The sequence below is a fragment of the Dyella sedimenti genome (assembly GCF_022760995.1).
GTDB classification, from domain to species: domain Bacteria; phylum Pseudomonadota; class Gammaproteobacteria; order Xanthomonadales; family Rhodanobacteraceae; genus Dyella; species Dyella sedimenti.
The window spans coordinates 340,587-366,730 of sequence record NZ_JAKWJO010000002.1 but is presented as its reverse complement, the minus strand read 5'-3'; the positions used below and the strand labels follow the sequence as shown (position 1 = coordinate 366,730).

23 protein-coding genes are annotated in these 26,144 nt (G+C 69.3%); 14 read left to right on the top strand and 9 right to left on the bottom strand.

Going from position 1 to position 26,144, the window contains the following annotated elements; all coding sequences use genetic code 11:
* Positions 1–200: 200 nt before the first annotated feature.
* Both MJ605_RS06875 and MJ605_RS06870 read left to right on the top strand, forming a co-directional pair.
* Entirely contained in the window at positions 201–917 is a 717-nt protein-coding gene (locus tag MJ605_RS06875) for a glycosyltransferase family 2 protein (protein ID WP_243040510.1), read from the top strand.
* Positions 918–1,076: 159 nt separating this feature from the next.
* Positions 1,077–1,445: a DUF488 domain-containing protein gene (locus MJ605_RS06870; RefSeq protein WP_243040509.1), complete on the top strand. Its 369-nt coding sequence runs from the start codon at positions 1,077–1,079 to the stop codon at positions 1,443–1,445.
* On the opposite strand, the gene MJ605_RS06865 is transcribed toward MJ605_RS06870, so the two are convergent.
* The gene (locus MJ605_RS06865) at positions 1,423–2,385 is read right to left on the bottom strand and encodes a patatin-like phospholipase family protein (RefSeq protein ID WP_243040508.1); all 963 of its coding nucleotides are present in this window, start codon (positions 2,383–2,385) and stop codon (positions 1,423–1,425) included. The two genes, MJ605_RS06870 and MJ605_RS06865, sit on opposite strands and share 23 nt — an antisense overlap.
* 147 nt (positions 2,386–2,532) lie before the next feature.
* Complete coding sequence (locus MJ605_RS06860) at positions 2,533–3,516, bottom strand: helix-turn-helix transcriptional regulator (RefSeq protein WP_243040507.1); 984 nt, start codon at positions 3,514–3,516, stop codon at positions 2,533–2,535.
* 142 nt (positions 3,517–3,658) lie between these two features.
* On the opposite strand from MJ605_RS06860, the gene MJ605_RS06855 reads away from it, so the two are divergent.
* Positions 3,659–4,561 (top strand): hypothetical protein, encoded by a 903-nt coding sequence (locus tag MJ605_RS06855; protein WP_243040506.1) that lies wholly within the window; start codon positions 3,659–3,661, stop codon positions 4,559–4,561.
* Between the two features lie 122 nt (positions 4,562–4,683).
* Positions 4,684–5,490 carry a DUF481 domain-containing protein gene (locus MJ605_RS06850; protein WP_243040505.1) on the top strand — a complete coding sequence of 269 codons (807 nt, stop codon included), beginning with the start codon at positions 4,684–4,686 and terminating at the stop codon, positions 5,488–5,490.
* Positions 5,491–5,586: 96 nt separating this feature from the next.
* Here MJ605_RS06850 and hemC read toward each other — a convergent pair whose 3' ends face one another.
* From hemC to MJ605_RS06830, 4 genes are all read right to left on the bottom strand, one after another.
* The gene (hemC, locus tag MJ605_RS06845) at positions 5,587–6,519 is read right to left on the bottom strand and encodes a hydroxymethylbilane synthase (RefSeq protein ID WP_243040504.1); all 933 of its coding nucleotides are present in this window, start codon (positions 6,517–6,519) and stop codon (positions 5,587–5,589) included.
* 106 nt (positions 6,520–6,625) lie between these two features.
* Complete coding sequence (locus MJ605_RS06840; protein WP_243040503.1) at positions 6,626–7,330, bottom strand: LytR/AlgR family response regulator transcription factor; 705 nt, start codon at positions 7,328–7,330, stop codon at positions 6,626–6,628.
* Position 7,331: 1 nt separating this feature from the next.
* Positions 7,332–8,381 carry a sensor histidine kinase gene (locus tag MJ605_RS06835; protein WP_243040502.1) on the bottom strand — a complete coding sequence of 350 codons (1,050 nt, stop codon included), beginning with the start codon at positions 8,379–8,381 and terminating at the stop codon, positions 7,332–7,334.
* 53 nt (positions 8,382–8,434) lie between these two features.
* The gene (locus MJ605_RS06830) at positions 8,435–9,100 is read right to left on the bottom strand and encodes an alpha/beta hydrolase (RefSeq protein ID WP_243040501.1); all 666 of its coding nucleotides are present in this window, start codon (positions 9,098–9,100) and stop codon (positions 8,435–8,437) included.
* 215 nt (positions 9,101–9,315) lie between these two features.
* Between MJ605_RS06830 and MJ605_RS06825 the strand changes: the two genes are divergently transcribed.
* The gene (locus tag MJ605_RS06825; RefSeq protein ID WP_243040500.1) at positions 9,316–11,754 is read left to right on the top strand and encodes a S9 family peptidase; all 2,439 of its coding nucleotides are present in this window, start codon (positions 9,316–9,318) and stop codon (positions 11,752–11,754) included.
* Between the two features lie 109 nt (positions 11,755–11,863).
* On the opposite strand, the gene MJ605_RS06820 is transcribed toward MJ605_RS06825, so the two are convergent.
* Positions 11,864–12,688 carry an AraC family transcriptional regulator gene (locus MJ605_RS06820; RefSeq protein ID WP_243040499.1) on the bottom strand — a complete coding sequence of 275 codons (825 nt, stop codon included), beginning with the start codon at positions 12,686–12,688 and terminating at the stop codon, positions 11,864–11,866.
* A gap of 228 nt (positions 12,689–12,916) precedes the next feature.
* On the opposite strand from MJ605_RS06820, the gene MJ605_RS06815 reads away from it, so the two are divergent.
* From MJ605_RS06815 to MJ605_RS06795, 5 genes are all read left to right on the top strand, one after another.
* Complete coding sequence (locus tag MJ605_RS06815; RefSeq protein WP_243040498.1) at positions 12,917–13,162, top strand: hypothetical protein; 246 nt, start codon at positions 12,917–12,919, stop codon at positions 13,160–13,162.
* 90 nt (positions 13,163–13,252) lie between these two features.
* On the top strand, positions 13,253–13,702 hold the full coding sequence (locus MJ605_RS06810) for a MarR family winged helix-turn-helix transcriptional regulator (RefSeq protein ID WP_425600985.1): 450 nt from the start codon (positions 13,253–13,255) through the stop codon (positions 13,700–13,702).
* Positions 13,703–13,728: 26 nt separating this feature from the next.
* Positions 13,729–15,198, top strand: a complete 1,470-nt coding sequence (locus MJ605_RS06805; RefSeq protein WP_243040497.1) for an efflux transporter outer membrane subunit — start codon at positions 13,729–13,731, stop codon at positions 15,196–15,198.
* Positions 15,199–15,210: 12 nt separating this feature from the next.
* The gene (locus tag MJ605_RS06800; protein WP_243040496.1) at positions 15,211–16,410 is read left to right on the top strand and encodes an HlyD/EmrA/EmrK family protein; all 1,200 of its coding nucleotides are present in this window, start codon (positions 15,211–15,213) and stop codon (positions 16,408–16,410) included.
* A gap of 237 nt (positions 16,411–16,647) precedes the next feature.
* On the top strand, positions 16,648–18,168 hold the full coding sequence (locus MJ605_RS06795) for a DHA2 family efflux MFS transporter permease subunit (protein ID WP_243040495.1): 1,521 nt from the start codon (positions 16,648–16,650) through the stop codon (positions 18,166–18,168).
* A gap of 70 nt (positions 18,169–18,238) precedes the next feature.
* Here the strand turns inward: MJ605_RS06795 and MJ605_RS06790 are convergent, their stop codons facing one another.
* Together MJ605_RS06790 and MJ605_RS06785 are read right to left on the bottom strand one after the other, a co-directional pair.
* The gene (locus MJ605_RS06790) at positions 18,239–18,754 is read right to left on the bottom strand and encodes a lipid A 3-O-deacylase (RefSeq protein ID WP_243040494.1); all 516 of its coding nucleotides are present in this window, start codon (positions 18,752–18,754) and stop codon (positions 18,239–18,241) included.
* 198 nt (positions 18,755–18,952) lie between these two features.
* Entirely contained in the window at positions 18,953–19,873 is a 921-nt protein-coding gene (locus tag MJ605_RS06785) for a bestrophin family protein (protein ID WP_243040493.1), read from the bottom strand.
* A 124-nt stretch (positions 19,874–19,997) separates the two neighbouring features.
* Here MJ605_RS06785 and MJ605_RS06780 point away from each other — a divergent pair, with 124 nt between their 5' ends.
* From MJ605_RS06780 to MJ605_RS06765, 4 genes are all read left to right on the top strand, one after another.
* Positions 19,998–20,585, top strand: coding sequence for a DUF2239 family protein (locus tag MJ605_RS06780; protein ID WP_243040492.1), 588 nt, complete (start codon positions 19,998–20,000; stop codon positions 20,583–20,585).
* Between the two features lie 29 nt (positions 20,586–20,614).
* Positions 20,615–22,066 carry an MATE family efflux transporter gene (locus tag MJ605_RS06775; protein ID WP_243040491.1) on the top strand — a complete coding sequence of 484 codons (1,452 nt, stop codon included), beginning with the start codon at positions 20,615–20,617 and terminating at the stop codon, positions 22,064–22,066.
* A gap of 50 nt (positions 22,067–22,116) precedes the next feature.
* Complete coding sequence (locus tag MJ605_RS06770; RefSeq protein WP_243040490.1) at positions 22,117–23,757, top strand: multicopper oxidase family protein; 1,641 nt, start codon at positions 22,117–22,119, stop codon at positions 23,755–23,757.
* Between the two features lie 319 nt (positions 23,758–24,076).
* Positions 24,077–26,119 carry an alkaline phosphatase family protein gene (locus MJ605_RS06765; protein WP_243040489.1) on the top strand — a complete coding sequence of 681 codons (2,043 nt, stop codon included), beginning with the start codon at positions 24,077–24,079 and terminating at the stop codon, positions 26,117–26,119.
* Positions 26,120–26,144: the final 25 nt, after the last annotated feature.

The following is a 26,144-nucleotide window of genomic DNA, read 5'->3' as shown; positions in this document are numbered from 1 at the left end:
ACAACCGGAGACCGGCGCTACTGGATCCCGGCCCTTGCCCCCTTTTGTGGGGTTCGCCGGGGTGACGAGCAAGGCAGACCGGGGCGAAAGGCGGTCGCGCACAGGCTCTTAGGTCATGGGGATGATTCGCGTCGCCCCTGACGCGAAGCCCGCCACCCTCTAGAATGGCGCCCTGGCGCCCCCAGACCAAGGTCTACTCCATGCTCCAACTGTCCGTCGTCGTGCCGGTGTTCAACGAGCGCGACAACATCCCGCCGCTGCTGGCCGAGATCGCCGCCGCCCTGCGCGGCAAGATCGCGTTCGAGATCGTGTACGTGGACGACGAATCCAGCGACGACAGCGTGGCGGTGCTGGCGGCGGAGAAGCCCAACTACCCGGAACTGCGCGTCGTCCGCCACCTTACCCGCAGCGGGCAGAGCACGGCGGTGTGGAACGGCGTGCGCGCCGCGCGGGCGCCATGGATCGCCACGCTCGATGGCGACGGCCAGAACGATCCGGCCGACATCCCCAAGCTGCTGGCCGCCCGCGACGGCGCGCCGAAGGACGTGCGCCTGTTCGCCGGCTGGCGTACCACGCGCCGCGACAGCTTCAACAAGCGCATCTCCTCCAAGATCGCCAACGCGGTGCGCTCGCGCATGCTCAGGGACGATACGCCCGATACCGGCTGCGGCCTGAAGCTGTTCGAACGCGAGGTGTTCCTGCGCCTGCCCTACTTCGACCACATGCACCGCTACCTGCCGGCACTGGTCAAGCGCGCGGGCTTCAAGAGCACCAGCGTGCCGGTGGGCCATCGACCGCGCACGGCGGGTACTTCCAAGTACGGCATGCTCGATCGCCTGTGGGTGGGCATCGCCGACCTGCGCGGCGTGGCCTGGCTGATGCGCCGCGGCAAGGTGACCCAGGTCGAGGAGATCTGAAAGCCCGCCGTAGTTTCCCTGTAGGAGCGCACCCTGTGCGCGGCCATGGTGCCGCATGCTTGTCGCGCACAGGGTGCGCTCCCACAAGGGCGGGGATCGCCTCGACGGCTTTTTCATGGGCGTATGCTGATGATCCTCCCTTTGGGAGAACGCCTGCCCATGAGCATCGCCGTCAAGCGCGTGTACGAGCCTGCCGCCAAGAGCGACGGCTATCGTGTGCTGGTCGACCGGCTATGGCCGCGGGGCCTGACCAAGGAAGAGGCAGCGCTCGACGAGTGGCCCAAGGAACTGGCGCCGTCGACGGCGCTGCGCCAGTGGTTCGGGCACGACCCGACGCGCTGGGAAGGCTTCCGCCACCGCTATGCGACCGAACTGGACGCCGCCGCCGAGTACTGGCAGCCACTGGCCAGCATGGCCTCGCGCCGGCGCGTCACCTTGCTGTACGGCGCGCGCGACGACGAGCACAACAACGCGGTGGCGCTGAAGTGCTACCTGGAAGCCTGGCTCAAGGCGCACGGACCCCATTGACGCGGTGGTGCGGCTGCCAGCCGGTAAGCATGCGCCGGGCCTGCAGTCGCCCCTGCTCGATCAGTTCGCGCGCGCGGTAGAACTCGTAGATGTTGGCCACGTTGCGCGGCAGCCGGATCAGCAGGTCCGGCTCGTACGCGGCCAGGCGCAGGCGCGACAGGTTGGCCTGCATCAGGTCCATCGACTGGGTGAGCAGTTCCAGCATGCCCGGCTCGCGCGGCCGGTCGGCGCTGTGCGGGATCAGCCGGCCGATGAAGTCACCGATGCGTGCGCGGTAGCTTTCCGACGCATCGGTGGGCGTGGCGGGTACTTCCTCGGGCGTGCCGTTCTCCGGTGGGCCGTCCACGCTGACGGCGAACAGGTAGTCGGCGGTCTCGCGGATCAGCGGCGTCACCGGCACCGGGTTGAGCAGGCCGCCATCCACCAGCCGCCGTTCGGACAGCGTGTGCGGGCGGAACACGGTGGGAATCGCGATGGAGGCGCGGATGGCGTCGAACAGCGGGCCGCGCGTCAGCCAGACCTCGCGCTCGCGATCCAGGTCGGTGGCCACGGCGGTGAAGGCCAGCGGCAGGTCCTCGATGGCGGCATCGCCGATCAGTTCGCGCAGCGTGTCGATGATGCGCTCGCCCTTGATCAGGCCGCCGCCCGAGAGCGTCCAGTCGACCAGCTTGAGCACGTCCATCTTGGCCAGCGCGGACACCCAGTCGCGGTACACGTCCAGCTTGCCCATCGCGTAGATGCCGCCGATCAGTGCGCCCATGGAGGTGCCGGCGATGGCGACGATCTCGTAGCCCTGCGCCTCGATCTCCTCGATGGCGCCGATGTGCGCCAGCCCCTTGGCGCCGCCGGAGCCCAGCGCGAGGGCCACGGTCGGCTTGCGGATGGCGAGGGTGTCGGCGGGAAGCGCGGAGGATTCGGCGATGTCGGTGGGCTGCTTCATGGAGCGTAGGGCTCGGCCGCGGTCGATGGCGCTAGCCTTGCGCTGGCGCGGCGCGATGGCAAGTGTTGGCCTGCCCGGGCATCGCGTCGGCGCATGGACCCTTCTCCCGGTGCGTGCCGGGACGATGTTTCAGGCCGTGCCGGCGTTTCAGCGAGGCGCTTGCTGGTAGCCGCCCAGCGCCAGCTGCAGCTGGATCTTCATTTCCTCGCGCAGCGACAGCGGTGCCACCACCTCCGCGTCGGGACCGTACTTGAGCACGTCCATCAGCAGTTCCTTGGAGTTGGAATAGGGCACCTGCAACTCGTAGCGGCCGTCGGGCAGCCACTCGCCCTTCTGCTGGGAATGCCAGTGCTCGTCGGCCACCCAGCGCGCGGCATGCTGCGAGAAGCGGACGGTGGCCCACGCCTTGGGCTTGCCGGCGAAGATGCCGTAGCTGGAGGCGAGCGCGTCGTTGAGCTCGGCCTCGGGCACGTCGCGCGCGGGCTCCTCCAGCGTCTGCGGCTCGGCGATGCGGTCCACCGCGAAACTGCGCAGCGCCTCGCGGTCGTGGTCCCACACGTCCAGGTACCAGTTGTCGCGGTAATGGGTCAGCCGCTGCGGCGACACGCGGCGATGGCTGTCGGCGTTGGTGGTGCGCGCGCGGTAGCGGAAGCGCAGTTGCTTGCGTTCCAGCACCGCACCGGCCACGATGCGGAACACCTGCTGGTCGAGCCTGCGCTCGCCCCAGGCGATCACGCGGATGCGTTCGATCGGCAGCGCCTTGCCGCTGCCCTGGTCGGACAGCAGGTGTTCGATGCGTGCCTTGAACGGCGCCAGCGCACCCGCAAGTACACCCGGTCCGCTGCGGCCGATCAGCTCGTTGAGCGCGAGCAGCGCCGCGAGTTCGTCGGAGGTGAGCCACAGGCCGGGCAGCTCGAAGCGCTCGCCCTCGCCCACCGCGTAGCGGAACGCGGCATGTTCGCCGCCCGCGCTCTCGATGGGGGCGCCGAGCGCGTCGCGCAGGAACGCCACGTCGCGGTACAGCGTGGCGCGCGAACACTCCAGCTCGTCCATCAGACGCGGCAGGGGCACGGGATAATGCGCCGACTTGAGCAATCGGTGCAGGGTCAGAATGCGCTCGTAACGATCCATGAAATGAGTTTCGACGGCAGCCTCTGCGTAGCATGCGCACCGTGGGCGGCAGCCGCAAGTACAACCTGCGTCGGAAGCATGCGCATCACGCGGTGGTCATGCGCCGCTGATGCCGCCTTCACGCACCGAAGACGGAACCCTCATGAAGCCAAGCCGCGACGACCTTCCGCGCGCCGACATCGACGGCCACGGCGATGTGCCGGCAGTCCATCCGAGCCGATGGGGCACCACCTTGCTGAGGGTTGCCGCCTTCAGCGGCTTCGGCCTGGGCCTGCTGCTCGGGCTCACGCTGGCGGTGGGCGTCTATCCGGCCGGCCGCGGCGATGCGCTGGTGCCGCTCGCCGTGGGCGCCGTGCTGGCCGGCGCGGGGCTGCTGGTGGCATGGCTGCATCCCGGATGGATGCCCGGCTGGTATGGCTGGCGCATCGGCAAGGGCACGCGGCCCACGCGCGAGGCCCTGCTCGCGCTGGCCACGGGCCTGCCCCTGCTCGCCGTGGCCGGCCTGGCCCGCGGCGACAATTCGTTCTGGGCCACGCGCCTGGCCGGCGTGGCGCTGGCCCTGTGCTGCCTGGCCACCCTCGTCGTCACCGCGCATGGCGATGCCGGGCGGCAGGCCCCGGGCCTGGATCATCGGCTGGTCACGCAGCTGCCGCTCAGCCGGGTAGTGTCGGCCACCTACGGCGGCGGACTATGGTTGTGGCTGTGCGTGGTTGGCCAGGCGGGTGACGAGGGCGGCCTGCACCCGTTGGCGTGGATCATCGGCCTGCTGCTGCTGGCCCTGCTGCGCGGCCTGATCGAGAACCTGCGCTGGCAGGCCGTACTGGGGCGCCTGCCCGGGCTCCGCGCCTGGGTGGAATTGCAGCCGCGCCGCTATCTGGGCGCCCTGCTGGCCTATGCCGTGCCGTGCGCTTGCCTGTTGCTGGCCAGTTTCGGCGACGCCCGGCTGCTGGTCGCCGCTCTGGCCGCATCCAGTGGCCTGGCGGGCATGGGCATCGAGCTGAGTTTGTATGATGGCGCCCTGGCGGCGCTCCCCGACGGCCGATAGCCGCTGAATCGGCCATCCGACGCCATGCCGGCCTCAAAAGGGCCGACTTGTTCACAGGCAGTTCAATCCGCCTCGCTATGGTGGCGAACTGCTGTTGTTTAACGAAAAAGGAACAAACCCCCATGAAGAAGACCCTGATGGCGGGCGTCCTGCTCGCGGCGCTGGCCAGCTTCGGCGCCCAGGCCGACGACGCACCCGCTTCCAATGCGGCCGACAATGGCGGTTGGACAGGCTCGGGCGAATTCGGCTTTGCCTCCTCCTACGGCAATTCCCGCTCGGAAAACATCAACGCCAAGCTGGGCCTCAGCCAGGAAAACGACCTGTGGAAGAACAACTTCTTCCTCAACGGCCTGCGCTCCAAGGGCGAGGTCGAGGTGCAGGACCAGCAGGGCAACACGGTCGACCGCCTGACCACCACCGCCAACCGCTACGATACCGGCGCCTCGGTGGGCTACAAGCTCGATCCGCGCAGCTACATCGTGACCGCCGGCCGCTACGAGCACGATGATTTCGGCGCCAACCTGTGGCAGGGCATCGTGTCGGTGGGCTACGGCTACATCGCGCTGAAGACCGACCGCACCGAGCTGTCCTTCGAAGCCGGTCCCGGTTACAAGCGCTACCGGCCGGCGGACGTCACCGTCGAGGGGGCGAATGCCCCGGTGCGCCAGGACACGCAGAGCGAGCTGGTCGGCCGCGGCCTGATCAACTACAAGTACCGCCTCACCGACAACACCGCGCTGGAAGACACCCTGCTGGTGGAAGCGGGCTCGGAGAACAAGTACTACCAGAACGACATCGGCGTATCGGTCAGCATGACCCGCAAGATGGCGCTCAAGCTGGGTTACCAGGTGCGCTACAACAGCGACGTGCAGCCGGGCACGCAGAGCACCGACACGCTGTTGACCACCAACCTCGTCTACAACTTCTGAACCGGGGTATCTCCCCCCTGTAGGAGCGCACCCAGTGCGCGACTGCGGCGCCGCGGCGTTACCCGCTCTGTCGCTTTTCGCGCACTGGGTGCGCTCCTACGGGGCGGCTTTCAGGGGGTTCAGCAGGGCGCCGGCGCCTTGGTCGAACAAGGCCTGGGCCACGCGGCGGCCCAGGGCCTCGGCCTGGTCGCCGTCGGCGCCGGCTTCGGCCAGCAGCAGCCGACCGCTGTCGGCATCGCCGACCATGCCGCGCAGGTGCAGGCCGCGTTCGGTGACGGTGCACCAGGCGCCCACCGGCACCGTACAGCTACCACCCAGGGCCTGGTTCATCGCGCGCTCGGCGCTGACCGCCAGGCGGGTCTGCATGTCGTCCAGCGCGGCCAGCAGGGCCAGCACCGCCGGCTGGTCGGCACGCGCCTCGATGGCGATGGCGGCCTGGCCGGGGGCGGGCAGCCAGTCCGGCGCCGCCAGCCGGCCACGGATGCGGGCGGACAGGCCCAGGCGCTCGAGTCCCGCGCAGGCCAGCAGGATCGCGTCATAGTGGCCCGCGTCCAGCCTGGACAGGCGGGTGCCCACGTTGCCGCGCAGGTCCAGCAGGCTCAGGTCCGGGCGCACCGCGCGCAGCTGGGCCTGGCGGCGCAGCGAGGAGGTGCCCACGCGGGCGCCCAGCGGCAGGGCGGCGAGGTGGGCGTAGTCGTTGCTGACGAAGGCGTCGGCCGCGTCGGCGCGCGGCAGGATGGCCGGCAGGGCGAAGCCCGGCTCCAGTTCCGCCGGCACGTCCTTGAGCGAATGCACGGCGAGGTCGGCGCGGCCCTCCAGCATGGCCACTTCCAGTTCCTTGAGGAACAGCCCCTTGCCGCCGAGGGTGGCGAGCGGTTGGTCCAGGATCTCGTCGCCGCGGGTGGACATCGGCACCAGTTCCACCGCCAGCCCCGGATGGGTGGCGCGCAACTCGGCGGCGACGTGTTCGGCCTGCCAGAGGGCGAGCGCACTCTTGCGGGTGGCGATGCGCAGGATGGATGGCGTCATGGATGTCTCGGCGGGTGTCGCGGGGGCGCCATTGTCGCGTAATTGGCGTGGATGCACAGGCGGCAGGGCTACTGGCCGCGTTGTCGCAGGCATGGCCGGCAGCGCGTCACCCCATCCGCAGCAGGCGGCGCAGCGCCGGCAGGTTGCGGCGACTCACCTCGGGCGTGAAGTCGGTGCCGCTCAGCCGCGCTAGCACGCGGCCGTCGCTCAGGGCCTTCAGGCCGAGCAGGCGCTTGGACGGCACCAGGCAGTTGCGGTGCAGGCGGATCAGGGTGGATGGATGCGCCTCCTCCAATTGGCGCAGCGATTCCTCCAGCAGCAGCTGGCCGCCGCGGTGGTGCACCACGACGTACTTTTCCTCGGCCAGCAGGTAGGCCACGTCGTCCAGCGCCACGCGTACCTGCTCGCCGCGCAGCCGCCCATGCAGGTAGCTGACGGTTTCCGGCGGCGCCTGCTGCAGGCGCTGGCGGGCGCGCTGCACGGCTTCTTGCAGGCGTTCCAGCCGCACTGGCTTGAGCAGGTAATCGACGGCGCCGAGGTCGAAGGCATGTAGCGCGTGGCTTTCGTAGGCGGTGCAGAACACCACCAGCGGGCGCTTGCCGCCGGCCAGGCGCTGGGCCAGCGCGGTGCCGCTGATGCCCGGCATGTTGATGTCCAGCAGCAGCAGGTCGGGCCGCAGCTCGTCCAGGGTACCGAGCGCGGCCTCGCCGTCGGCCACGCTGCCGACCACCTCCACGTCGTCGCATTCGCCCAGCAAGGCGGCCAGGCGGCCTCGGGCCAGGGGTTCGTCGTCGACGATCAGTACGCGCATGTCAGGGCTGCCCGGGAAGTTGCAGGCGCACCACGAAGCGGCCGCCCTCGGGGCCGGCCTTCACGCGCGCACGCGGTCCATAGCGATAGGCCACGCGCCGGCGCACGTTGTCCAGGCCATGGCCGTGCCCGCCCGGCGCGGGCTCGCCGGCCAGGGGATTGTCGATCTCGACAAGGATGCCGCCATGCTCGCGGCGGCCGCGCAGGATCACCTCGCCGCCATCGCGCAACGGCTGGATGCCGTGGCGCACGGCGTTCTCCACCAGTGGCTGCAGCAGCAGGCGCGGCAGCGGATAGTCCGCCGGCAGACCGTCCAGCTCGCGCCGCACGCGCAGGCGCTCGCCCAGGCGCAGCTGCTCGATGGCCAGGTAGCGGTCGAGCAGGGCCAGTTCCTCGCCGAGCGTGCCATCGCCCGCGCCATGCTCGCCGAGGGCGGCGCGGAACAGCTCGGACAGGTCCTCCACCGTGCGCTCGGCAGCGGCCGGGTCCACCCGTACCAGCGCCGCCACGGTATTCATGCTGTTGAACAGGAAATGCGGGCGGATGCGCGCCTGCAACGCCGCCACCTGGGCCTGGGTCACCGCGGCCAGGCGGGTCTGCCACTGCGCCAGCAGGTAGAAGTAGCGCAGCATGGCGCCGCCGAGCAGCGCGGCGATCGCCGTGTCGTTGCGCACGAAGTCGCCGGCGGTATCGCTGAGCAGGCCCATCTGCAGGGCCTGGTCCATCCAGTGCACCAGGGCGCTGCCGCCGGCCACGATCAGCACCATCAGCAGCCACACGGCGGCATACGGCGCATGGCCGGGCAGGCGCTGCAGCCAGGGGCGCAGCTTGCACAGCGCCACGCCGGTCACCAGCGCCAGCCAGCAGGCGAACAGCATGCCCACGCTGTAGCCGCGCCAGCCGTGGCTGTTGTTCGGCGCCAGCCACATCACGGTGACGGTGATCGCCGCCGTCACCAGCAGCGCGAAGATCACCGGCAGGCTGCAGAAATCGGGCAGCGGCTGGCGCTCGGCGCGGCCGGGCGCGGGCGGTTCGATGGCGGACTCCCTCATGCGGCGGAGTATGCCGCAGGCGCGCGGGCGCTTCTGCGATCCGGCGCCGCCGCTCAGGCCGACAGGCGTCCGGTCATCCAGGCCCGCAGGTCGGCCACTTCCTCGGCGCACACCGAGTGCGGCATCGGGTAGGTATGCCAGGCCACGTGGTAGCCCAGCGACTGCAGCAGGTCGCGCGAGGCGACCCCGCGGGAGAGCGCCACGATCGGGTCGCCGGTGCCGTGGCCCCAGAAGACCGGGACATCCGCGTTGGCGCTCGTGCGCTCGGCGGCGAGGCTGTCCTGCAGCGGCAGGTAGGTGGACAGCGCGACGATGCCGGCCAGCCGCTGCGCATGGCGCAGGCCGGCCGACAGGGCGATGGCGCCGCCTTGCGAGAAGCCCGCCAGCAGGATGCGCCCGGTGGGCACGCCGCGTTCGTTCTCGCGGGCGATCAGCGCCTCCACGCTGGCGATGGAGGCGCGCATGCCGCTTTCGTCCTGGCGCGAGATCAGGTCCACGCCGGCGATGTCGTACCACGCGCGCATCGGGATGCCGCCGTTGACGGTCACCGGCCGCATCGGCGCATGCGGGAACACGAAGCGCAGCGCGGGCCACGAGGGCGCCACCAGTTCCGGCACGATGGGGGCGAAGTCGTTGCCGTCCGCGCCCAGGCCATGCAGCCAGATCACGCTGTGGGTGGGATGGGGGGCGGTTTCGGTCTCGACGGTAGGCAGGGCCATGGGCGTTCGCTTCGCTGTGACGTTCGGAAGGGACATGCCGCGTCCGCATGTCAATGAATCCCACAGAACGCATGGCCCGCGGGTTTGCCGACAAGGAAAGGCCGGGCTAACCGGCAAGACTAGCTGCCTAGGCGGCTAAATTGAACCGGGACCAACGGCGGTTGCGGGCCGACGGCCCACCGTTATGCTGCGGCGTTTTCACCGTGGAGCCTCCCATGCGCCGTTTGCTGTTCGCCGGCCTTGCCGCCCTCGTCGCCGTGCCCGCCGCGGCCCTGTCGCCACCATCCGCCGGCGGCCAGCTGGACCTGGAAACCATCATGGCCAATCCCGACTGGATCGGCGCCGCGGTGGAATCGCCGTACTGGAGCGTGGACGGCCGCAGCCTGTACTACTCGCTCAAGCGCGACGGCAGCAAGGTGCGCGACCTCTACCGCGTGGACCTGGCCAGCGGCCAGGGCACGCTGCTGGACCCGACGGCCGTGGCCCAGGCCGACGGCCCGGCGGTGTTCGACCGCGCCCACCGCTACGCCGCCTTCGTGCGCCACGGCGACGTCTTCCTGGCGGACCTGGCCAGCGGCCACCGCGTGCAGGTGACCCGCACCACCGAGCCCGAGTCCTCGCCGCGCTTCTCCAGCGACGAGCGCAGCCTGCAGTATCGCCAGGGCAACGATTGGTTCGTCTACGACATCGCCAGCGGCGTGAGCGCGCCGGCCGCCGTGCTGCGCTTCGCCGAGGACCCGCAGGCCAAGCAGCCCGATGCGCTGGGCCGCGAGCAACTGGCGCTGTTCAAGTCGCTGCGCGAGAACAAGGCCGACCGCGACGCCCAGCGCGCCGACGAGGACGCCTTGAGCGCCGCCGATGCCGGCCGCGCGCCCAAGCCGATCTACCTGGGCGAGGGCGGCGAGCCGGTCGACACCGAACTGTCGCCCGACGGCCACTGGATGCTGGTGGTGACCAGGCCCAAGGGTGCCAAGCGCGGCGAGCGGCCCGAAGTCACCCACTACGTCACCGAGACCGGCTACGCCGAGCGGCAGGAGACGCGCACCTACGTCGGCCGCAACGATCCCGCGCCGCAGTCGCTGCTGCTAGTGGACCTGAAGGCAGCCAAGTTCTATCCGCTCAAGACCGATGGCCTGCCCGGCATCAAGGACGATCCGCTCAAGGACCTGCGCGCCAAGGCCATCGCCGCGCTGGAGAAGGACGGCAAGGCCGACGAGGCCAAGGCGCTGAAGGCGCCCGACGTGCGCCCGGTGCGCATCGTCGCCAATGTCGAGGACGGTGGCGGCGGCGGCATCGTGTGGAGCGAGGACGGCCAGAACCTGGCCATCCAGCTGCGCGCCATCGACAACAAGGACCGCTGGATCGCCAGCGTCGACTTCGGCAAGCACGCCCTGGTGCCGCAGCACCGGCTCACCGACAACGCCTGGATCAACTGGAACTTCAACGACTTCGGCTGGCTCAAGGACGGCCGTACGCTGTGGTACCTGAGCGAGGAGACCGGCTACTCGCAGCTCTACGCCAAGTCCCTGGACGGCAAGGCCAGGGCGCTGACCAGCGGCAAGTTCGAGGTCAGCCATCCGGTGCTCAGCCCGGACGGTCAGTGGTTCTACGTGCGCACCAACCAGGTAGCGCCGTACAGCTATGACGTATACCGCCTGCCCAGCGCGGGCGGCGAGCTGACCCGCCTCACCCAGTACCAGGGCATGGACGAGTTCGAGTTGTCGCCCGATGGCCGCCAGCTGGCCGTGCTGCATTCCTCGCCCTACGTGCTGGCGCAGCTGGCGGTGCAGGACGCCGGCGGCGGCACGCCGCGCGAGCTGACCAACACCATGAAGCCGGCCTACACCGCGCATGCGTGGATCGCCCCGCAGATCGTCAGCGTGCCGTCCTCGCACGGCGCCGGCGCCATCTGGGCCAAGTACTACGGCCCGGCGGATCCGGCGGCGGCCAATTCCCGCCCGGCGGTGATCTTCGTGCACGGCGCCGGCTACCTGCAGAACGTCACGCTGTCCTACTCCAACTACTTCCGCGAGCAGATGTTCCACAACCTGCTGGTGCAGCAGGGCTACGTGGTGCTCGACATGGACTACCGCGCCTCGGAGGGCTACGGCCGCGAGTGGCGTACGGCGATCTACCGCCAGATGGGCCATCCGGAGCTGGACGACCTGCTCGACGGCAAGGCATGGCTGGTCAAGAACCATGGCGTCGACCCGCGCCGCGTGGGTATCTATGGCGGCAGCTACGGCGGCTTCATGACGCTGATCGGGTTGCTGCGCGCGCCGGGCGAGTTCGCCGCCGGTGCCGCCCTGCGCCCGGTCAGCGACTGGACCAGCTACAACCACGAATACACCTCCAACATCCTCAACGATCCCCAGCTCGATCCGGAGGCGTACGCCACCAGCTCGCCGATCCAGTACGCCGACAAGCTGCAGGACCCCTTGCTGATGGAGCACGGCCTGATCGACGACAACGTGCTGACCAGTGACACCATCCGCCTGTACCAGCGCTTCATCGAGCTGCACAAGAACAACTTCTGGATGTCGCTGTATCCGATGGAGCGCCACGGCTTCGTGCATCCGGACTCGTGGTACGACGAGTACCGCCGCATCGACGAGCTGTTCAATACCTACGTGAAGCCGCCGAAGCAGCCATAAGGTGGACCGGCGCCCTCGCCCCGCAGGGGGCGAGGGCGCCGCTTCTCGCGCTCCCGCTAGGGGGACGCGGCAGGCGTTTCGACCGCCTCAGCGCTTCACTTCGCTGGCATCAGGCTGCCGTCTGCGCCGCGAAATACTTGGCTGGCGGCCGGCCGAAGCTTTTGCGGAACATGGCCACGAAGGCGCTGACGCTGGCATAGCCCAGCGCGTCGGCGACTGACGATACCGGTTCGCCGTCGGCCAGGCGTTCCAGGCCCCGCGTCAGGCGGGCCAGCTGGCGCCACTGGGCGAAGCTCAGCGCGGTCTCGCCGCGGAACAGGCGGCTCAGGCTGCGCGGCGACAGGCCGGCCCAGGCGGCCCATTCCTCCAGGCTGCGGTTGTCCTGCGGGCGTTCGAGCAGGGCCACGGCGATGCGCAGGGCGCGGCGGTCCATCGGCATCGGCAGGTGCAGCGGCTGCTGTTGCGCCTGGCAGATTTCCTCCAGCAGCACGGCCGTGATCCGCTCCTGGCTTTCGTCCAGCGAGGTTTCCCATAGCCACGAGCTGGCGCGGCGCACCAGTGCGCGCATCAGCTCGGTGACGCCGATGACGCAGGGTTCGGCGGGCAGGCAACCGCACTCGGGCGGCGTCACGAACACGCCCCAGCCGCTCATGGCGCCACTGAGGGTGACGGTGTGCTCCACGCCCGGCGGCATCCAGCCGGCGCGGTGGGGCGGCAGCAGCCAGGAGCCCTGGGCCGTGCGCACGTGTACCAGCCCGCTTTCCACGCAGTACAGCTGCCCGCGTGCGTGCGAATGCCAGCCGTACTCGCGGGTGCCCTCGTCGTACTCGCTGGCGGCTTCGCCCTCGGTCCAGTAGGCGATCACCGCGGGACCGTCGGTGCGCTCGATCAGGGCGTGGAACCGGAGTTCATCGTGCTCGGTGATATGACCCATGGCTGATTCTCGACAAACTTTGACCAAATAACGCTAACAGTATTTGCCCGGGCTGCCTAACATGCCCGCCTGTCCCCCACCGCTGCCGCCGCCCGCGGTGTCGAGCATGCCCCTCGCGCGACGTCCGCCGTCGCCGGATCCCGGTGCGGCCATGTCACGCCCGCATGCCAAGGCACGTCCTAGTCCAACGATGCGGTGACGCCGCGGGCGTCCCCAGGGAGCCTGTCCATGTCCACGACTATTGTCCGGGCGCCAAGCGCCGACCTGACCGCCGCGCCGCTGGAAGCGTTCGTGGCCTATGCCCACCAGATGCTGGACCCCGCCACGCCCGAGGCGGTGCGGCGGTCGGTGGAGCCCCGGCTGCTGGCCCTGCTGCCGACCGTGAAGGCGCTGGGCATGTTCGAGCTGTTCGAGCTGCGTCATCCGGCCCTGCGCGCTTGGCTGGCCGACGAATTGGCGGAAAACCGGGACTGATGTGTTGCCCCATGAATTTTGCCGAAACAAAAACATCCGGAAACATATTTGCCTTGACAAATATATTTCCGGCAATAGAATGCCCGGTCCATGAGCCTTCCCCCCCCCTCATCGACCGAGAGCCTTGGCGTGCTGATCGGCCTGGTCCGCACCGAACTGGTGCGCGCCATGGAGACCGAACTGGCCGCCTCCGGTGTGGACCTGCGCTTCACCCAATTCCTGATCCTCAAGCGGCTGGCCATGCTGGGACCGATGTCGGCCAGCGAGCTGGCCCGCGCGGTGGAGCTGGACGGCGGCGCGATGACCCGCCAGCTCGACCAGCTGGAAGGCCGCGGGTTGTTGCGCCGGCAGCCGCATGAGCAGGACCGGCGTGCCCTGCGCATCGCGCTGACCCAGGAAGGGGATGCGCTGTGGCGGCAGATGACGCCTTGCAACGACCGCGTGCTCGAGGCGGCCCAGGTGGCGCTGGACACCACCGAACGGGCGCAGCTGCACGACTACCTGGAACGCGTGCTGCACGCGCTCCGCGACAAGACCTAACCGTTTCACTCCTGGAAGCCAAGACCATGCGTCTGCAACTCCTTGCGGCAGCCACCGGCTTTTCCCTCGCGCTGGCGGGCTGCGTCACCAGCGGCGGCCTGCATCCGGAAGGCACGCTCACCGACGCCTCCTCGCTGAAGGCCGGCCGCAGCCTGTCCGGCGCCCCGCTCTCCCCCGCCGCCTGGCCCGCCCAGGACTGGTGGAGCGGCCTGGGCGATCCCCAGCTCGGCGCGCTGATCGCCGAGGCATTGAAGGACAACCCTAGCCTCGCCATGGCCGATGCCCGCGCCCGCCAGGCGCAGGCCGAGGCCGGCGCGGCCGACGCCGAGCGCGGCCCGAGCGTCACCGCCGGCGCCAACGTGATCGGCCAGCGCCTGCCGCTGACCGCGGCGCCGTCGGACCTGGGCGGCGGCCGCTTCACCTCGTTCAAGGATGCCCGTGCCAGCTTCAGCTGGGGCCTTGACCTGTGGGGCGGCAAGCGCGCCGCGTGGGAAGCCGCCGTGGGCCAGCAGCGCGCCGCCGAAGTAGAGGCGCAGGCTGCCCGCATCGAGCTGTCCACCAACGTGGCGCGTGCCTATGTGCAGCTGGCCTACGCCTATGCCCAGCTCGACGTGGCCAAGGCCGAGCGCGAACGCGCCGCCACCGCGCGCCAGCTGACCCAGCAGCGCGTGACCGCCGGCCTGGACAACCAGCTGCAGCTCAAGCAGAGCGATACCGAGGTGGCCAACGCCGACCAGGAGCTGGCCGCCGCCAACCGCGCCATCGACGCGGCGCGCTCCTCGCTGTCGGTGCTGTTGGGCAAGGGGCCGGACCGCGGCTTGGACATCACCCGTCCGCAGATGCTGGAGCCGGCCGCGCTGGCGGTGCCCGGCGACCTGCCGGTCGAGCTGATGGGCCACCGCGCCGACCTGGTCGCCGCGCGTTGGCAGGTCGAGGCGGCGGGCAAGGAGATCAAGGTCGCCAAGACCCAGTTCATGCCCAACGTCAGCATCAGCGCGATGGCCGGCGTGGCGGCCTTCGGCGGCATCAACCCGCTGCAGCTGCCGGCGCGCTTCTACACCTTCGGCCCCTCGATCAGCCTGCCGCTGTTCGACGGCGGCCGCCTGCGCTCCAATCTCGCCGGCCGCGACGCCCAGTACGACCAGGCGGTGGCGCAGTACAACCAGACGCTGGTGCGCGCGGTCAACGAAGTGGCCGACGGCTACGACGCCGTGCAGTCCGCGCAGGAGCAGGTCGCCGCGCAGCAGCGCGCGGTCGATGCCGCCACCCAGGCATGGCAGCTGTCCGAGCAGCGCTACAAGGCCGGCGTGGGCAGCTACCTGGAGGCGCTGATCGTGCGCCAGCAATTGCTGGCCGCGCAGCAGCGCTTGGCCGCGCTCAAGACCCAGCAGGTCGACCTGTCGGTGCAATTGATCCAGGCCCTCGGCGGCGGTTTCCGCCCGCAGGGGGACGTGGCCAGCGTGGCCGCCCAATCTTCTTCCGAACATACGCTCTGAAGGCTATCCCTCATGTCTAGCCCAACCCCGAACGCGGCCGCCGTCGCGGCCGTCCAACCCCCGAAGAACCGCCGCGGCTTCCTGTTGCGGGCACTGCTGGTGGTCCTGGTACTCGCCGCCATCGGCTGGGGCCTGTGGTACTTCCTCGAAGGCCGCTGGTACGAAGAGACCGACGACGCCTACGTCAACGGCAACGTGGTGCAGATCACCCCGCAGGTGCCGGGCTCCGTGGTCACCATCGGCGCCGACGACGGCGACCTGGTGCATGCCGGCGACGTGCTGGTGAAGCTCGATCCGGCCGATGCCGAGGTCGCGTTGCAGCAGGCCAAGGCCAACCTGGCCAGCACCGTGCGCCGCGTACGCGGCCTGTACAGCACGGTCAATGGCGCGCAGGCCGAAGTGGCCGTGCGCAAGGTGGCGGTGGACAAGGCCCAGGCCGACTACAACCGTCGCCGCGACCTGGCCAAGTCCGGCGCGATCTCCGCCGAGGAGCTGTCGCACGCGCTCGATGCGCTGACCTCGGCGCAGAGCGCCCTGACCACCGCGCAGCAGCAGTTGCAGACCAACAAGGTGCTGGTGGACGACACCGTGGTCGCCTCGCATCCGGACGTCCAGACGGCCGCCGCCAAGCTGCGCGCCGCCTACCTCGACGACGTGCGCACCTCGATCCTGGCGCCGGTGGACGGCTACGTGGCCAAGCGCTCGGTGCAGCTGGGCCAGCGCGTGGCCCCGGGCACGCCGCTGATGGCGGTGGTACCGCTGCGCGAGGTGTGGATCGACGCCAACTTCAAGGAAACCCAGCTCACCAGCATGCGCATCGGCCAGCCGGTGGATGTGCGCGCCGACGTGTACGGCGGCGCGGTGACCTACAAGGCCAAGGTGCAGAGCCTGGGCGTGGGCACGGGCAGCGCGTTCTCGCTGCTGCCGGCGCAGAACGCCACCGGCAACTGGATCAAGATCGTGCAGCGCGTGCCGGTGCGCGTGTTCTTCACCGATCCCAAGCAGCTGGAGGAACACCCGTTGCGCATCGGCCTGTCGACCAAGGTGGAGGTGAACCTGCACGACCAGAGCGGCCCGCTGCTGGCCAGGCAGGCGCCCGCGCAGCCGGCGTTCAAGACCGATGTCTACGACGAACAGCTGGCCAAGGCCGATGGCCTGATCGCCGAGATCATCCACGCCAATATGGCGGGGGAAGGTCACGATAAGCAATAGCGGCAAGCGATAGGCGTAGAGGCGTGCCTTCAAGCCTATCCCGAAGCGTCATTCCGGCGCAGGCCGGAATCCGGTATCGGCAAGATTGGGTTTTTGCCGTATGGACGCTGGCGTGGCGAGTTTCGCGACGACCGCTGACCGAGGCACTGGATTCCGGCCTGCGCCGGAATGACGAGCAAGTGGCTGCCCCGGGTTCTCCCGGAGCGCCTGTCCCCTATTCCCCAGGTAATCCGCGCGATGAGCAGTGAATTCCGTCCACCCAACCTGGCGCTGACCACCGTCGGCCTCTCGCTGGCGACCTTCATGCAGGTGCTCGACACCACCATCGCCAACGTGTCGCTGCCGACCATCGCCGGCAACCTCGGCGTGAGCGTGAACCAGAGCACCTGGGTCATCACCTCCTTCGCGGTGAGCATGGCGATCTCGCTGCCGCTGACCGGCTTCCTCACCCGCCGCTTCGGCGAGGTAAAGCTGTTCATCTGGTCGACCCTGCTGTTCTCGATCGCCTCGTTCCTGTGCGGCATCGCGCAAAGCATGCCGATGCTGATCCTGTTCCGCGCGATCCAGGGCGCGGTGGCCGGGCCGATGTATCCGGTCACGCAGAGCCTGCTGATCTCCATCTACCCGCCGGCCAAGCGCGGCATGGCCTTGGCGTTGCTGGCGATGGTGACGGTGGTGGCGCCGATCGCCGGCCCCATCCTGGGCGGCTGGATCACCGACAACTATTCCTGGCCGTGGATCTTCTTCATCAACGTGCCGATCGGCATCTTCGCCAGCAGCGTGGTGGCCAACCAGATGCGCCTGCGCGTGGATACCACCACGCGGCCGAAGATCGACTACGTGGGCCTGGTTACGCTGATCGTCGGCGTGGGCGCGCTGCAGATCGTGCTGGACAAGGGCAACGACGAGGACTGGTTCAACTCGCAGTTCATCGTGGTCACCAGCATCGTCTCGGCCGTCGCGCTGGCGGTGTTCCTGATCTGGGAGCTGACCGACGAGCATCCCATCGTGGATCTCAAGCTGCTGCGCCACCACAACTTCCGCACCGGCACCATCGCGCTGGTGCTGGCCTACGCGGCGTTCTTCGCCATCGGCCTGCTGGTGCCGCAGTGGCTGCAGCGCAACCTGGGCTACACCTCCACCTGGGCCGGTTTCGCGGCGGCGCCGCTGGGCATCCTGCCGGTGATGCTGACCTTCATCGTGGGCAAGTACGCCGCGCGCACCGACATGCGCCTGCTGGCCTCGTGCGCGTTCCTGGTGATGGGCGCCACCTGCTTCATGCGCGCGAACTTCTTCCTGGAGATCGATTTCTGGCACGTGGCCGGCGTGCAACTGCTGCAGGGCCTGGGCGTGGCGCTGTTCTTCATGCCGGTGACCACCATCCTGCTGTCGGACCTGCTGCCCAGCGAGATCGCCGCGGGCGGCGGCCTGGCAACCTTCCTGCGCACGCTGGGGGCGAGCTTCTCGGCCTCGCTCACCACCTTCCTGTGGGACCACCGCGCGATCGTGCACCACGCGCACCTGTCCGAACACATCACGCCCTACGACAGCTCGCCCCAGGCGGCGCTGCAGGCGGTGGGCATCAGCGGGCAGGCGAGCAATGCCATGCTCGACCAGATGATTACCCAGCAGGGCTTCCAGATGTCCTTCAACGAGGTGTTCCACATGCTGGGCTGGATCTTCTTCAGCCTGGTGGTGGTGGTGTGGCTGGCACGGCCGCCGTTCGCGGCGAAGGCGGGCCCTGGCGCCGACCACTGATCCCCGGTTTGGACGTCCAAACGACAACGGCCCCTCGCGGGGCCGTTGTCGTTCGTGGAGCTGGCGACGCCTAGAGATTGAAGGCCAGGCCCACCAAGGCCATCGTCTCGCCGCGGTTGGAGCCCTTGATGCCCGCATTGGAGGCATGGCGCACCTGGAAGCTCCAGCGGTCGGCCTGCCAGCCGATCGAGTTGACGAATTCGCCGCCGCTGCTCAGCGCCAGCGTGCGACCGGCCTGCGCGGCCACCTGGGTGGTCCAGAACAGGTGGTGGTACCAGTCGCCCGGCGCGCCGTAGTGGAAGCGGACGCCGCCGGCGAGCAGCCATACGTCGGCGCTGTCCTTGTTGCCATAGCGCGTCACGTTGCGGCCATTGAAGAAGCCCAGGGACACGTCCGGGGCCAGGGTGAAGCGGCTGTTGCCGATCTGGTAGTTCTTGAAGACGGTCTCGATCCAGGCGGTGTTGGTGCCGTAGCTGTCGGTCCAACTGCGGCCGCCTTCGATCTCGATGCGGGTATCGGCCAGGGCCGTGGCGGAGAGGCCCGTCAGGGCAAGTACAACGGCGCTGCGAAGGAGGGGGAGTCGCATGTGCTTCTTCTCGGGAAGGGGGATGGAAGATTCGTGCACTGCATAGTTTAGTAACTTGCTGGACCGATCGATACTGGAAATAGGTCGATTCCACGCAACACTGCGTTGCGTCGCCGGCAACCCAGGCCCAGGCGTTCCTCCCGCCGTGAGATACCCCGGCGGCCGCGAAATCCTAGTCGAAAAGCTGGATAGGATGAGTCACATGAGCACGCCATCGACCGGCTGCAGCGGCTCGGGCAGCGCGCGCTCGCCCAGCAGCTCGCCCAGGCTGATCTCGATGGTACGGCACATCGCGTCCAGCGGCAGGTCGTTGGGCAGGGGGTCGAACGGGTTCTCGATCTGGTCGCCCAGCGCGTCCAGGCCGAAGAAGGTGTAGGACAGCACGCCGACCATCAGCGGGGTCACCCAGCCCACGCTGCCCACCAGGCAGAACGGCAGCAGCAGACAATAGACGTAGACCGTGCGATGCAGCAGCAGCAGGTAGGCGAACGGGATGGGCGTCCCCTGGATGCGTTCGCAGCCGCCCAGCACGTAGGACATGCGCGTGAGCTGCGCGTCGATGCTGGCCAGCAGGATGGGATCGAGCCGGCCCTCGCGGCGTAGCTGGGCATAGCTCTCGCCGATGCGGCCCAGCAGCAGATTGGACGGTTGGCGCGTGCCGGCCAGCGCGGCGGCCTCGGCCGGCGGCAGCCAGGCTGCCAGGTCCGGCCCGGGGGCGGAGCCGCGCAACTGGTGGCGCAGGGCGTGCGCGAAGGCGATCAGGCGATGGAGCCGCTGGCGCTGTTCGTCGGGCGGCAGTCCGTCGCCCAGCGTGAGGGTCTGCCGGGCCAGGTTGCGCAGCACGATCAGGAGCTCGCCCCACAGCGTGCGCGCTTCCCAGAAGCGCTCGTAGGCCACGCTGTTGCGGAAGCCCAGGAAGATCGCCAGGGTCAGCCCCATCAGGGTCAGCGGCACGGCGCCCAGCTCCACTCCGGTATGCGGCAGCTGCCGCTCGGCCACCACCACCAGCACGGCCAGCAGGGTCATGCCAAGCACCCGCTTCCAGATCACCGGGACGATCGAGCCGCGCATGGTGAACAGCATCAGCCGCAGGGGGCGGTGCGACGGGGGGATGATCATGGACGGCTCGCGGACATCACAGACAGGGGCGGCACTTTACCGCGCCGCCGCATGCCGCGCCGCCCGGCTTGACGGCCACATTTGACCCGGGCAATATCATGCCAAATTTCGTCCGGGTAAATCGATGGATGCCACGCAGACTCCAACTTGCACCGCCTTTGACGGCCACCGCCGGATCGGTTCCGGCAGCCTGGCCCAGGTGGCGCTCGCCGCCAAGCGGGCGCTGGACCAGGGGGCTCAGGGGCCGGTGCTGGTCTTCGACGACGAAAGCGGGCGGCCGCTGGAGGTGGACCTGCGTGGCACCGAGGCCGAGGTGGTGGCGCGGCTGGTGTTTCCCACCGGCGGGACGCCGCCACGCGGGCCCGGCCGTCCGAAACTGGGCGTGGTGGCGCGCGAGGTGACCCTGCTGCCCCGCCACTGGGACTGGCTGGCCGCCCAGCCAGGCGGCGCCTCCGCCACACTGCGCCGGCTGGTGGAGGAAGCGCGCCGGCAAAGCGGCACGCGCGACCGCCTGCGCGTGGCCAGCGAGGCGCTCGACCGTTTCATGCTGGCCATGGCCGGCGACCTGCCCGGCTACGAGGAGGCCGCGCGCGCCTTCTGGCGCAGCGAGCGCTCCCGCTTCGCGCAACTGACGGATGCATGGCCCGCCGATGTGCGCGAGCATGTGCGTCGCCTGGCCTCACGCGCGTGGGACGACGGCGCTGCCGCCTGATCCCGACCTCAGCCCTTTCCGGAACCTCCATGTCCTCCCTCGCCGCCAGACAGCCCCTGCTCACCGAAGGCCCGATCGCGCGCACGCTGCTGCTGTTCGCGCTGCCTATCCTCGGCAGCACCGTGCTGCAATCGCTCAACGGCTCGGTCAACGCCATGTGGATCGGCCATTATCTTGGCGAGGCGGCGCTCACCGCGGTGAGCAATGCCAACCTGATCCTGTTCCTGCTGCTGGGCGCGGTGTTCGGCCTGAGCATGGCCTGCACCATCCTGATCGGCCAGAGCCTGGGCGCGCGCAACATGCTGGAGGCCAAGCGCGTGGTCGGTACCGGCGTCACCTTCTTCGTGGCGGTATCGATCGCGGTGGCGGTGGCCGGCTACGCCGCCACGCCGTGGATGCTGCGCGCGCTGGGCACGCCGGCCGACGCGCAGGTGTTCGCCGTGCCCTACCTGCGCATCATCTTCGTCGCCGTGCCGTCGATGTACTTCTACAACTTCCTGATGATGACCCTGCGCGGCGCGGGCGATTCGCGCACGCCGTTCGTGTTCATGGGCCTGTCGGTGCTGATGGACATCGTACTCAACCCGCTGCTGATCTTCGGCGTGGGGCCGTTCCCGCGGCTGGGCATCGCCGGCTCGGCGACCTCGACGCTGATCGCGCAGAGCGTGGCCCTGGTGGCGCTGCTGTCGACGCTGTACGCGCGCAAGCATTTCCTGCGGCTCACCCGCGGCGAGCTGCGCTTCCTGAAGCCGGACCTGCCGGTGCTGCGCTCGCTGGTGTTCAAGGGCCTGCCGATGGGCCTGCAGATGATCGTGATCTCCACCTCGGCGATGATCATGATCCACATGGTCAACGGCTACGGCTCCAAGACCACGGCGGCCTACGGCGCCGCCACCCAGCTGTGGGCCTACGTGCAGATGCCGGCGATGGCGATCGGCGCGGCGGTGTCCTCGATGGCCGCGCAGAATGTGGGCGCGCGCCTGTGGGACCGCGTGGGCCGCATCACCAAGGTGGGCGTGCTGTACAACTTCCTGCTCAGCGGCGCGCTGATCGCGTTGATCTACCTGTTCAACCGCACCGCGCTGAACCTGTTCCTGCCGGGCGACGGCGAGGCGCTGGCGCTGGCGCAGCACCTCAACGGTATCGCGGTATGGTCGTTCATGTTCTTCGGCGTCACCTTCGTGCTGTTCGGCGTGGTGCGTTCCACCGGCGCGGTGCTGCCGCCGCTGGTGATCCTGTTCATCTCGATGTGGCTGATCCGCCCGCCATTCGCCCTGCTACTGTCGCCGGGCATAGGCGCCGACGCGATCTGGTGGAGTTTCCCGCTGGGTTCGCTGGCCTCGATGCTGATGGCGATGGGCTACTACAGGTGGGGCGGCTGGCGCCAGGCGCACATGCTGTCGACGGCGATCCCCACCGCGGAGGAACAGGCCCGCGCGGTACCCGCCGCCAGCCACGGCGCGCCCGCTTCGGTGGACTGACGCACATCCGTTGCCACGCGGCTGTCATCCACCCTGCCTAGGGTGGCCCGATGACACCCGTGAACCGTTCGCGCCGCCAGTTCCTGCGGGGCCTGGCGGATCTGGCCGGCGCCACGGCGGCGGCCGAGCTGGCGCTGCTGGCGGGACCGGCGGCGGCGCAGCAAGGCATGCATGCGCCCCAGTTGGCGGCGCCGAACGTGCCGCTGGTCAATCCGGTGACGCTGGCCCGCTTCGTCGATCCGCTGCCGATTCCCCCCGTGGCGAAGCCGGCCGGGCAACGCGCGCACCCGGCGTATCCGGGGAAGTCGCTGCCCTACTACCGCATGGCGATGCGCGCCTTCCGCGCGCCGCTGCATCGCGACCTGCCGCCCACGCCGCTGTGGGGCTACGAGGGCATGTTCCCGGGACCGACCCTGGTGGCCACGAGCGGCCAGCCGCTCTTGGTGGAATGGATCAACGCGCTGCCCGAGCACCACTTCCTGCCGATCGACCACCACGTCCATGGCGCCGAACGCGATCAGCCATCCGTGCGCACCGTGACCCACGTGCACGGCGCGCGCGCGCCGGCCGCCAGCGACGGCTATCCGGAGGCCTGGTTCGTGCCGGGGCGGTCGGCCCTCTACCACTATCCCAACGGCCAGGACGCCGCCACGCTGTGGTACCACGACCATGCCATGGGCATCACCCGGCTCAACATCTATGCCGGCCTGATCGGCGCCTACCTGGTGCGCGACGAGGCCGAGCAGGCGCTGGGCCTGCCCTCGGGCGATCGCGACCTGCCGCTGGTGCTGTGCGACCGCCTGATCGGACGGGACGGCCAGCTCTATTACCCGGTATCCGACGATCCGCAGGCGCCGTGGGTGTCCGAGTGCCACGGCAACGCCATCCTGTGCAACGGCAAGCTGTATCCCTACCTGGAGGTGGAGCCGCGCCGCTATCGGCTGCGCCTGCTCAACGCGGCCAACACGCGCTTCTACGAATTGTCGTTGTCCAGCGGCCAGCCACTGGTGCAGGTCGCCAGCGACCAGGGCCTGCTGGCCGCGCCGCTGCCGCGCCAGCGGGTGACGCTGTATCCGGCCGAGCGCGCGGAGGTGGTGGTCGATTTCGCCGGCATGGACGGCAAGCGCGTGCAATTGCGACAGCAGTCCGAGGCGATCATGGAGTTCCGCGTGCGCGACCGCGGCCGCCGCGACACCGGCGCGCTGCCGGCCGCGTTGCGCCCGGTCGAGCGGCTCGATCCGGCCGGCGCGGTGCGCGAGCGCGTGCTGGCCCTGGGCGAGCGGGACGATGCCGGCGGCAACCCGATGATGATGATGCTCGGCGGCAGGCACTGGTCCGCGCCGGTCACCGAGGACCCGCGCCAGGGCAGCGTGGAGATCTGGAGCATGGTCAACCTCACTGGCGACGCGCATCCGATGCACCTGCACCTGGTGCGCTTCCAGGTGCTGGACCGCCGGCCGTTCGACCTGTTCGCCTGGAACGCCACGCGCGCTCTCAAGTACACCGGCCCGGCACAGCCGCCGCCACCGGAGGAGATGGGCTGGAAGGACACCGTGCGCGCCGACCCGGGCATGGTCACGCGCATCATCGCGCGCTTCGAGGGTGAGCCCGGCCGCTACGTGTGGCATTGCCACCTGCTCGAACACGAGGACAACGAGATGATGCGGCCCTTCCTGCTGCGGCCTGCCTGAATCCGCCATGTGCGGCACCGCACGGTTTCAAGCATCGGGAAAACTCACGTCGCGGACACGTTCTTGCGGATCGCGCGCCACCGCCCGGCGGCGTGCCCCGCCATGCCGGGCATGGCGCATTGGCCTTGCCGCGCAAGCATTTGCGGCGTCTTGGCATTGTCATGTCCGGCGTCACCGCTGTCGCAGGAATGCCAAGCGAGCGTCATCCACGCGGACCAGACTTGCCGCCGGCCCGGGCACCCACGTTGCGAGCACGCCCGGCCAAGCAGGGGGACCACTCGATTGCAGCCCCACAGGGTGACTGCAGGAGATCGAAGTCATGTCCACGATGCATGTTCGCCAGCGGTACCTGCCGCTGATCATTGGCCTGCTCGCCGCCGGCCTTGCCGGGATCGTCAGCGCGCAGAGCAACAGCAACGCCCAACAGGACGCCAACTTCCGCAACAACATACCCGCCGCCGCCACCCGTCATCGTTCCGGCCTGCCGGGCGGCATCGTCGCGCAGCATGAGCGCGGCGATGGCGAGGATCGCAGCGACCGCACCGCCACCCCGATCAAGCACGTGATCCTGCTGATCGGCGAGAACCGCACCTTCGACCATGTCTATGCCACCTACACGCCGCCGAGGGGGCAGAGCGTGCACAACCTGCTGTCCGAAGGCATCGTCAACGCCGACGGCACGCCGGGCCCGAACGTGGCGGCGGCCCGCCAGTGGCAGGCCAGCAATACCGGCAAGTTCGACCTGTCGCCCACCCGCACCAGCGCCTATGGCCTGCTGCCGCGGATGAACACCGGCAGCGCCCCGACCCAGGCCCCGTTCGCCTCGGCGGCGCAGGCCGAGGCGGTGGAGCCGGCCCTGCCCACGGATGCCTACGGCGAACTGGCCAACGGCGGCACCGGCCTGCCGGCCGGCGTGGTCGATACGCGCTTCCCCGCCCAGCTGGCCAACGCGCCGGTGGACATGCACGCCTCGATCAATTACGACGACTACGCCAACAGCCCAGTGCACCGCTTCTTCCAGATGTGGCAGCAGCTCGATTGCGACGTACGCGCCGCCACCCCGAAGAACCCCAGCGGCTGCCGCGCGGACCTGTTCCCCTGGGTGGAAACCACCATCGGCGCCGGCAGCAACGGCGACGCGCCGCCGGCCGGCTTCACCGACCAGAGCACCGGCGAAGGCTCCACCGCCATGCAGTTCCTCAACATGGCGCAGGGCGATGCGCCCTACTTCAAGGAACTGGCGCAGAATTACACGCTGAGCGACAACTTCCACCAGTCGGTGATGGGCGGCACCGGCGCCAACCACATCATGCTGGGCTACGGCGACCTGATCTACTACGCCGATGCCAACGGCAACCCCGCCGTGCCGCCGGCCAACCAGATCGAGAACCCGGACGCGCTCGCCGGCACCAACAACTGGTACACGCAGGACGGCTACAGCGGCGGTTCCTACGTGGACTGCGGCGACGACAGCCAGCCCGGCGTGGCCGCGGTGCAGGGCTACCTGCGCTCGCTGCCCTACCGCACCTTCCACGGCACGGACTGCCGCAAGGGCGCCTACTACCTGGTCAACAACTACAACCCGGGCTACCTCGGCGACGGCACGCCGGCCCCGCTGGGCGCCGACCAGTTCACCATCCCGCCGAGCCGCCAGGACAACCTCGCCCTGCTGCTCACGCACCACCACGTGAGCTGGAAGTACTACGGCGAAGGCTGGGGCGACGGCAAGGAAGACGGCGAGGCCGGCACCTTCTGCAACATCTGCGACCCGTTCCTGTATTCCACGCAGGTCATGACCGATCCCAAGCTGCGCGCGAACAACCAGGACATCAACGACCTCTACCAGGACATCCAGAACGGCACCCTGCCGGCGGTGGCCATCGCCAAGCCGGACGGCATCCTCGATGGACACCCCGCCTCGTCCAAGCTGGACCTGTTCGAGGGCTACGTGAAGAAGATCGTGGAAATGGCCAAGGCCAACCCGAAGGTATGGGCCGACACGGCGATCATGATTACCTTCGACGAAGGCGGCGGCTACTACGACTCGGGCTACGTGCAGCCGATCGACTTCTTCGGCGATGGCACGCGCATCCCGATGCTGGTGGTCTCGCGCTATTCCGAGGGCGGCCACGTGGTGCACACGTACTACGACCACGTCTCCTTCGACAAATTCGTCGAGGCCAACTGGGGCTTGCACGAGACCATCTCCAACCGCAGCCGCGACAACCTGCCCAACCCGGTATCGCTGCCGGTCAACCCGTACGTACCGCTCAACGCGCCCGCCATCGGCAACCTGATGAACATGTTCGATTTCGGCGGCTATGGCCGCGCCGGCGCGGCAACGGCTGAAACACAAGACTGATGCAATGCGGGCCGGTCCCCGCCCG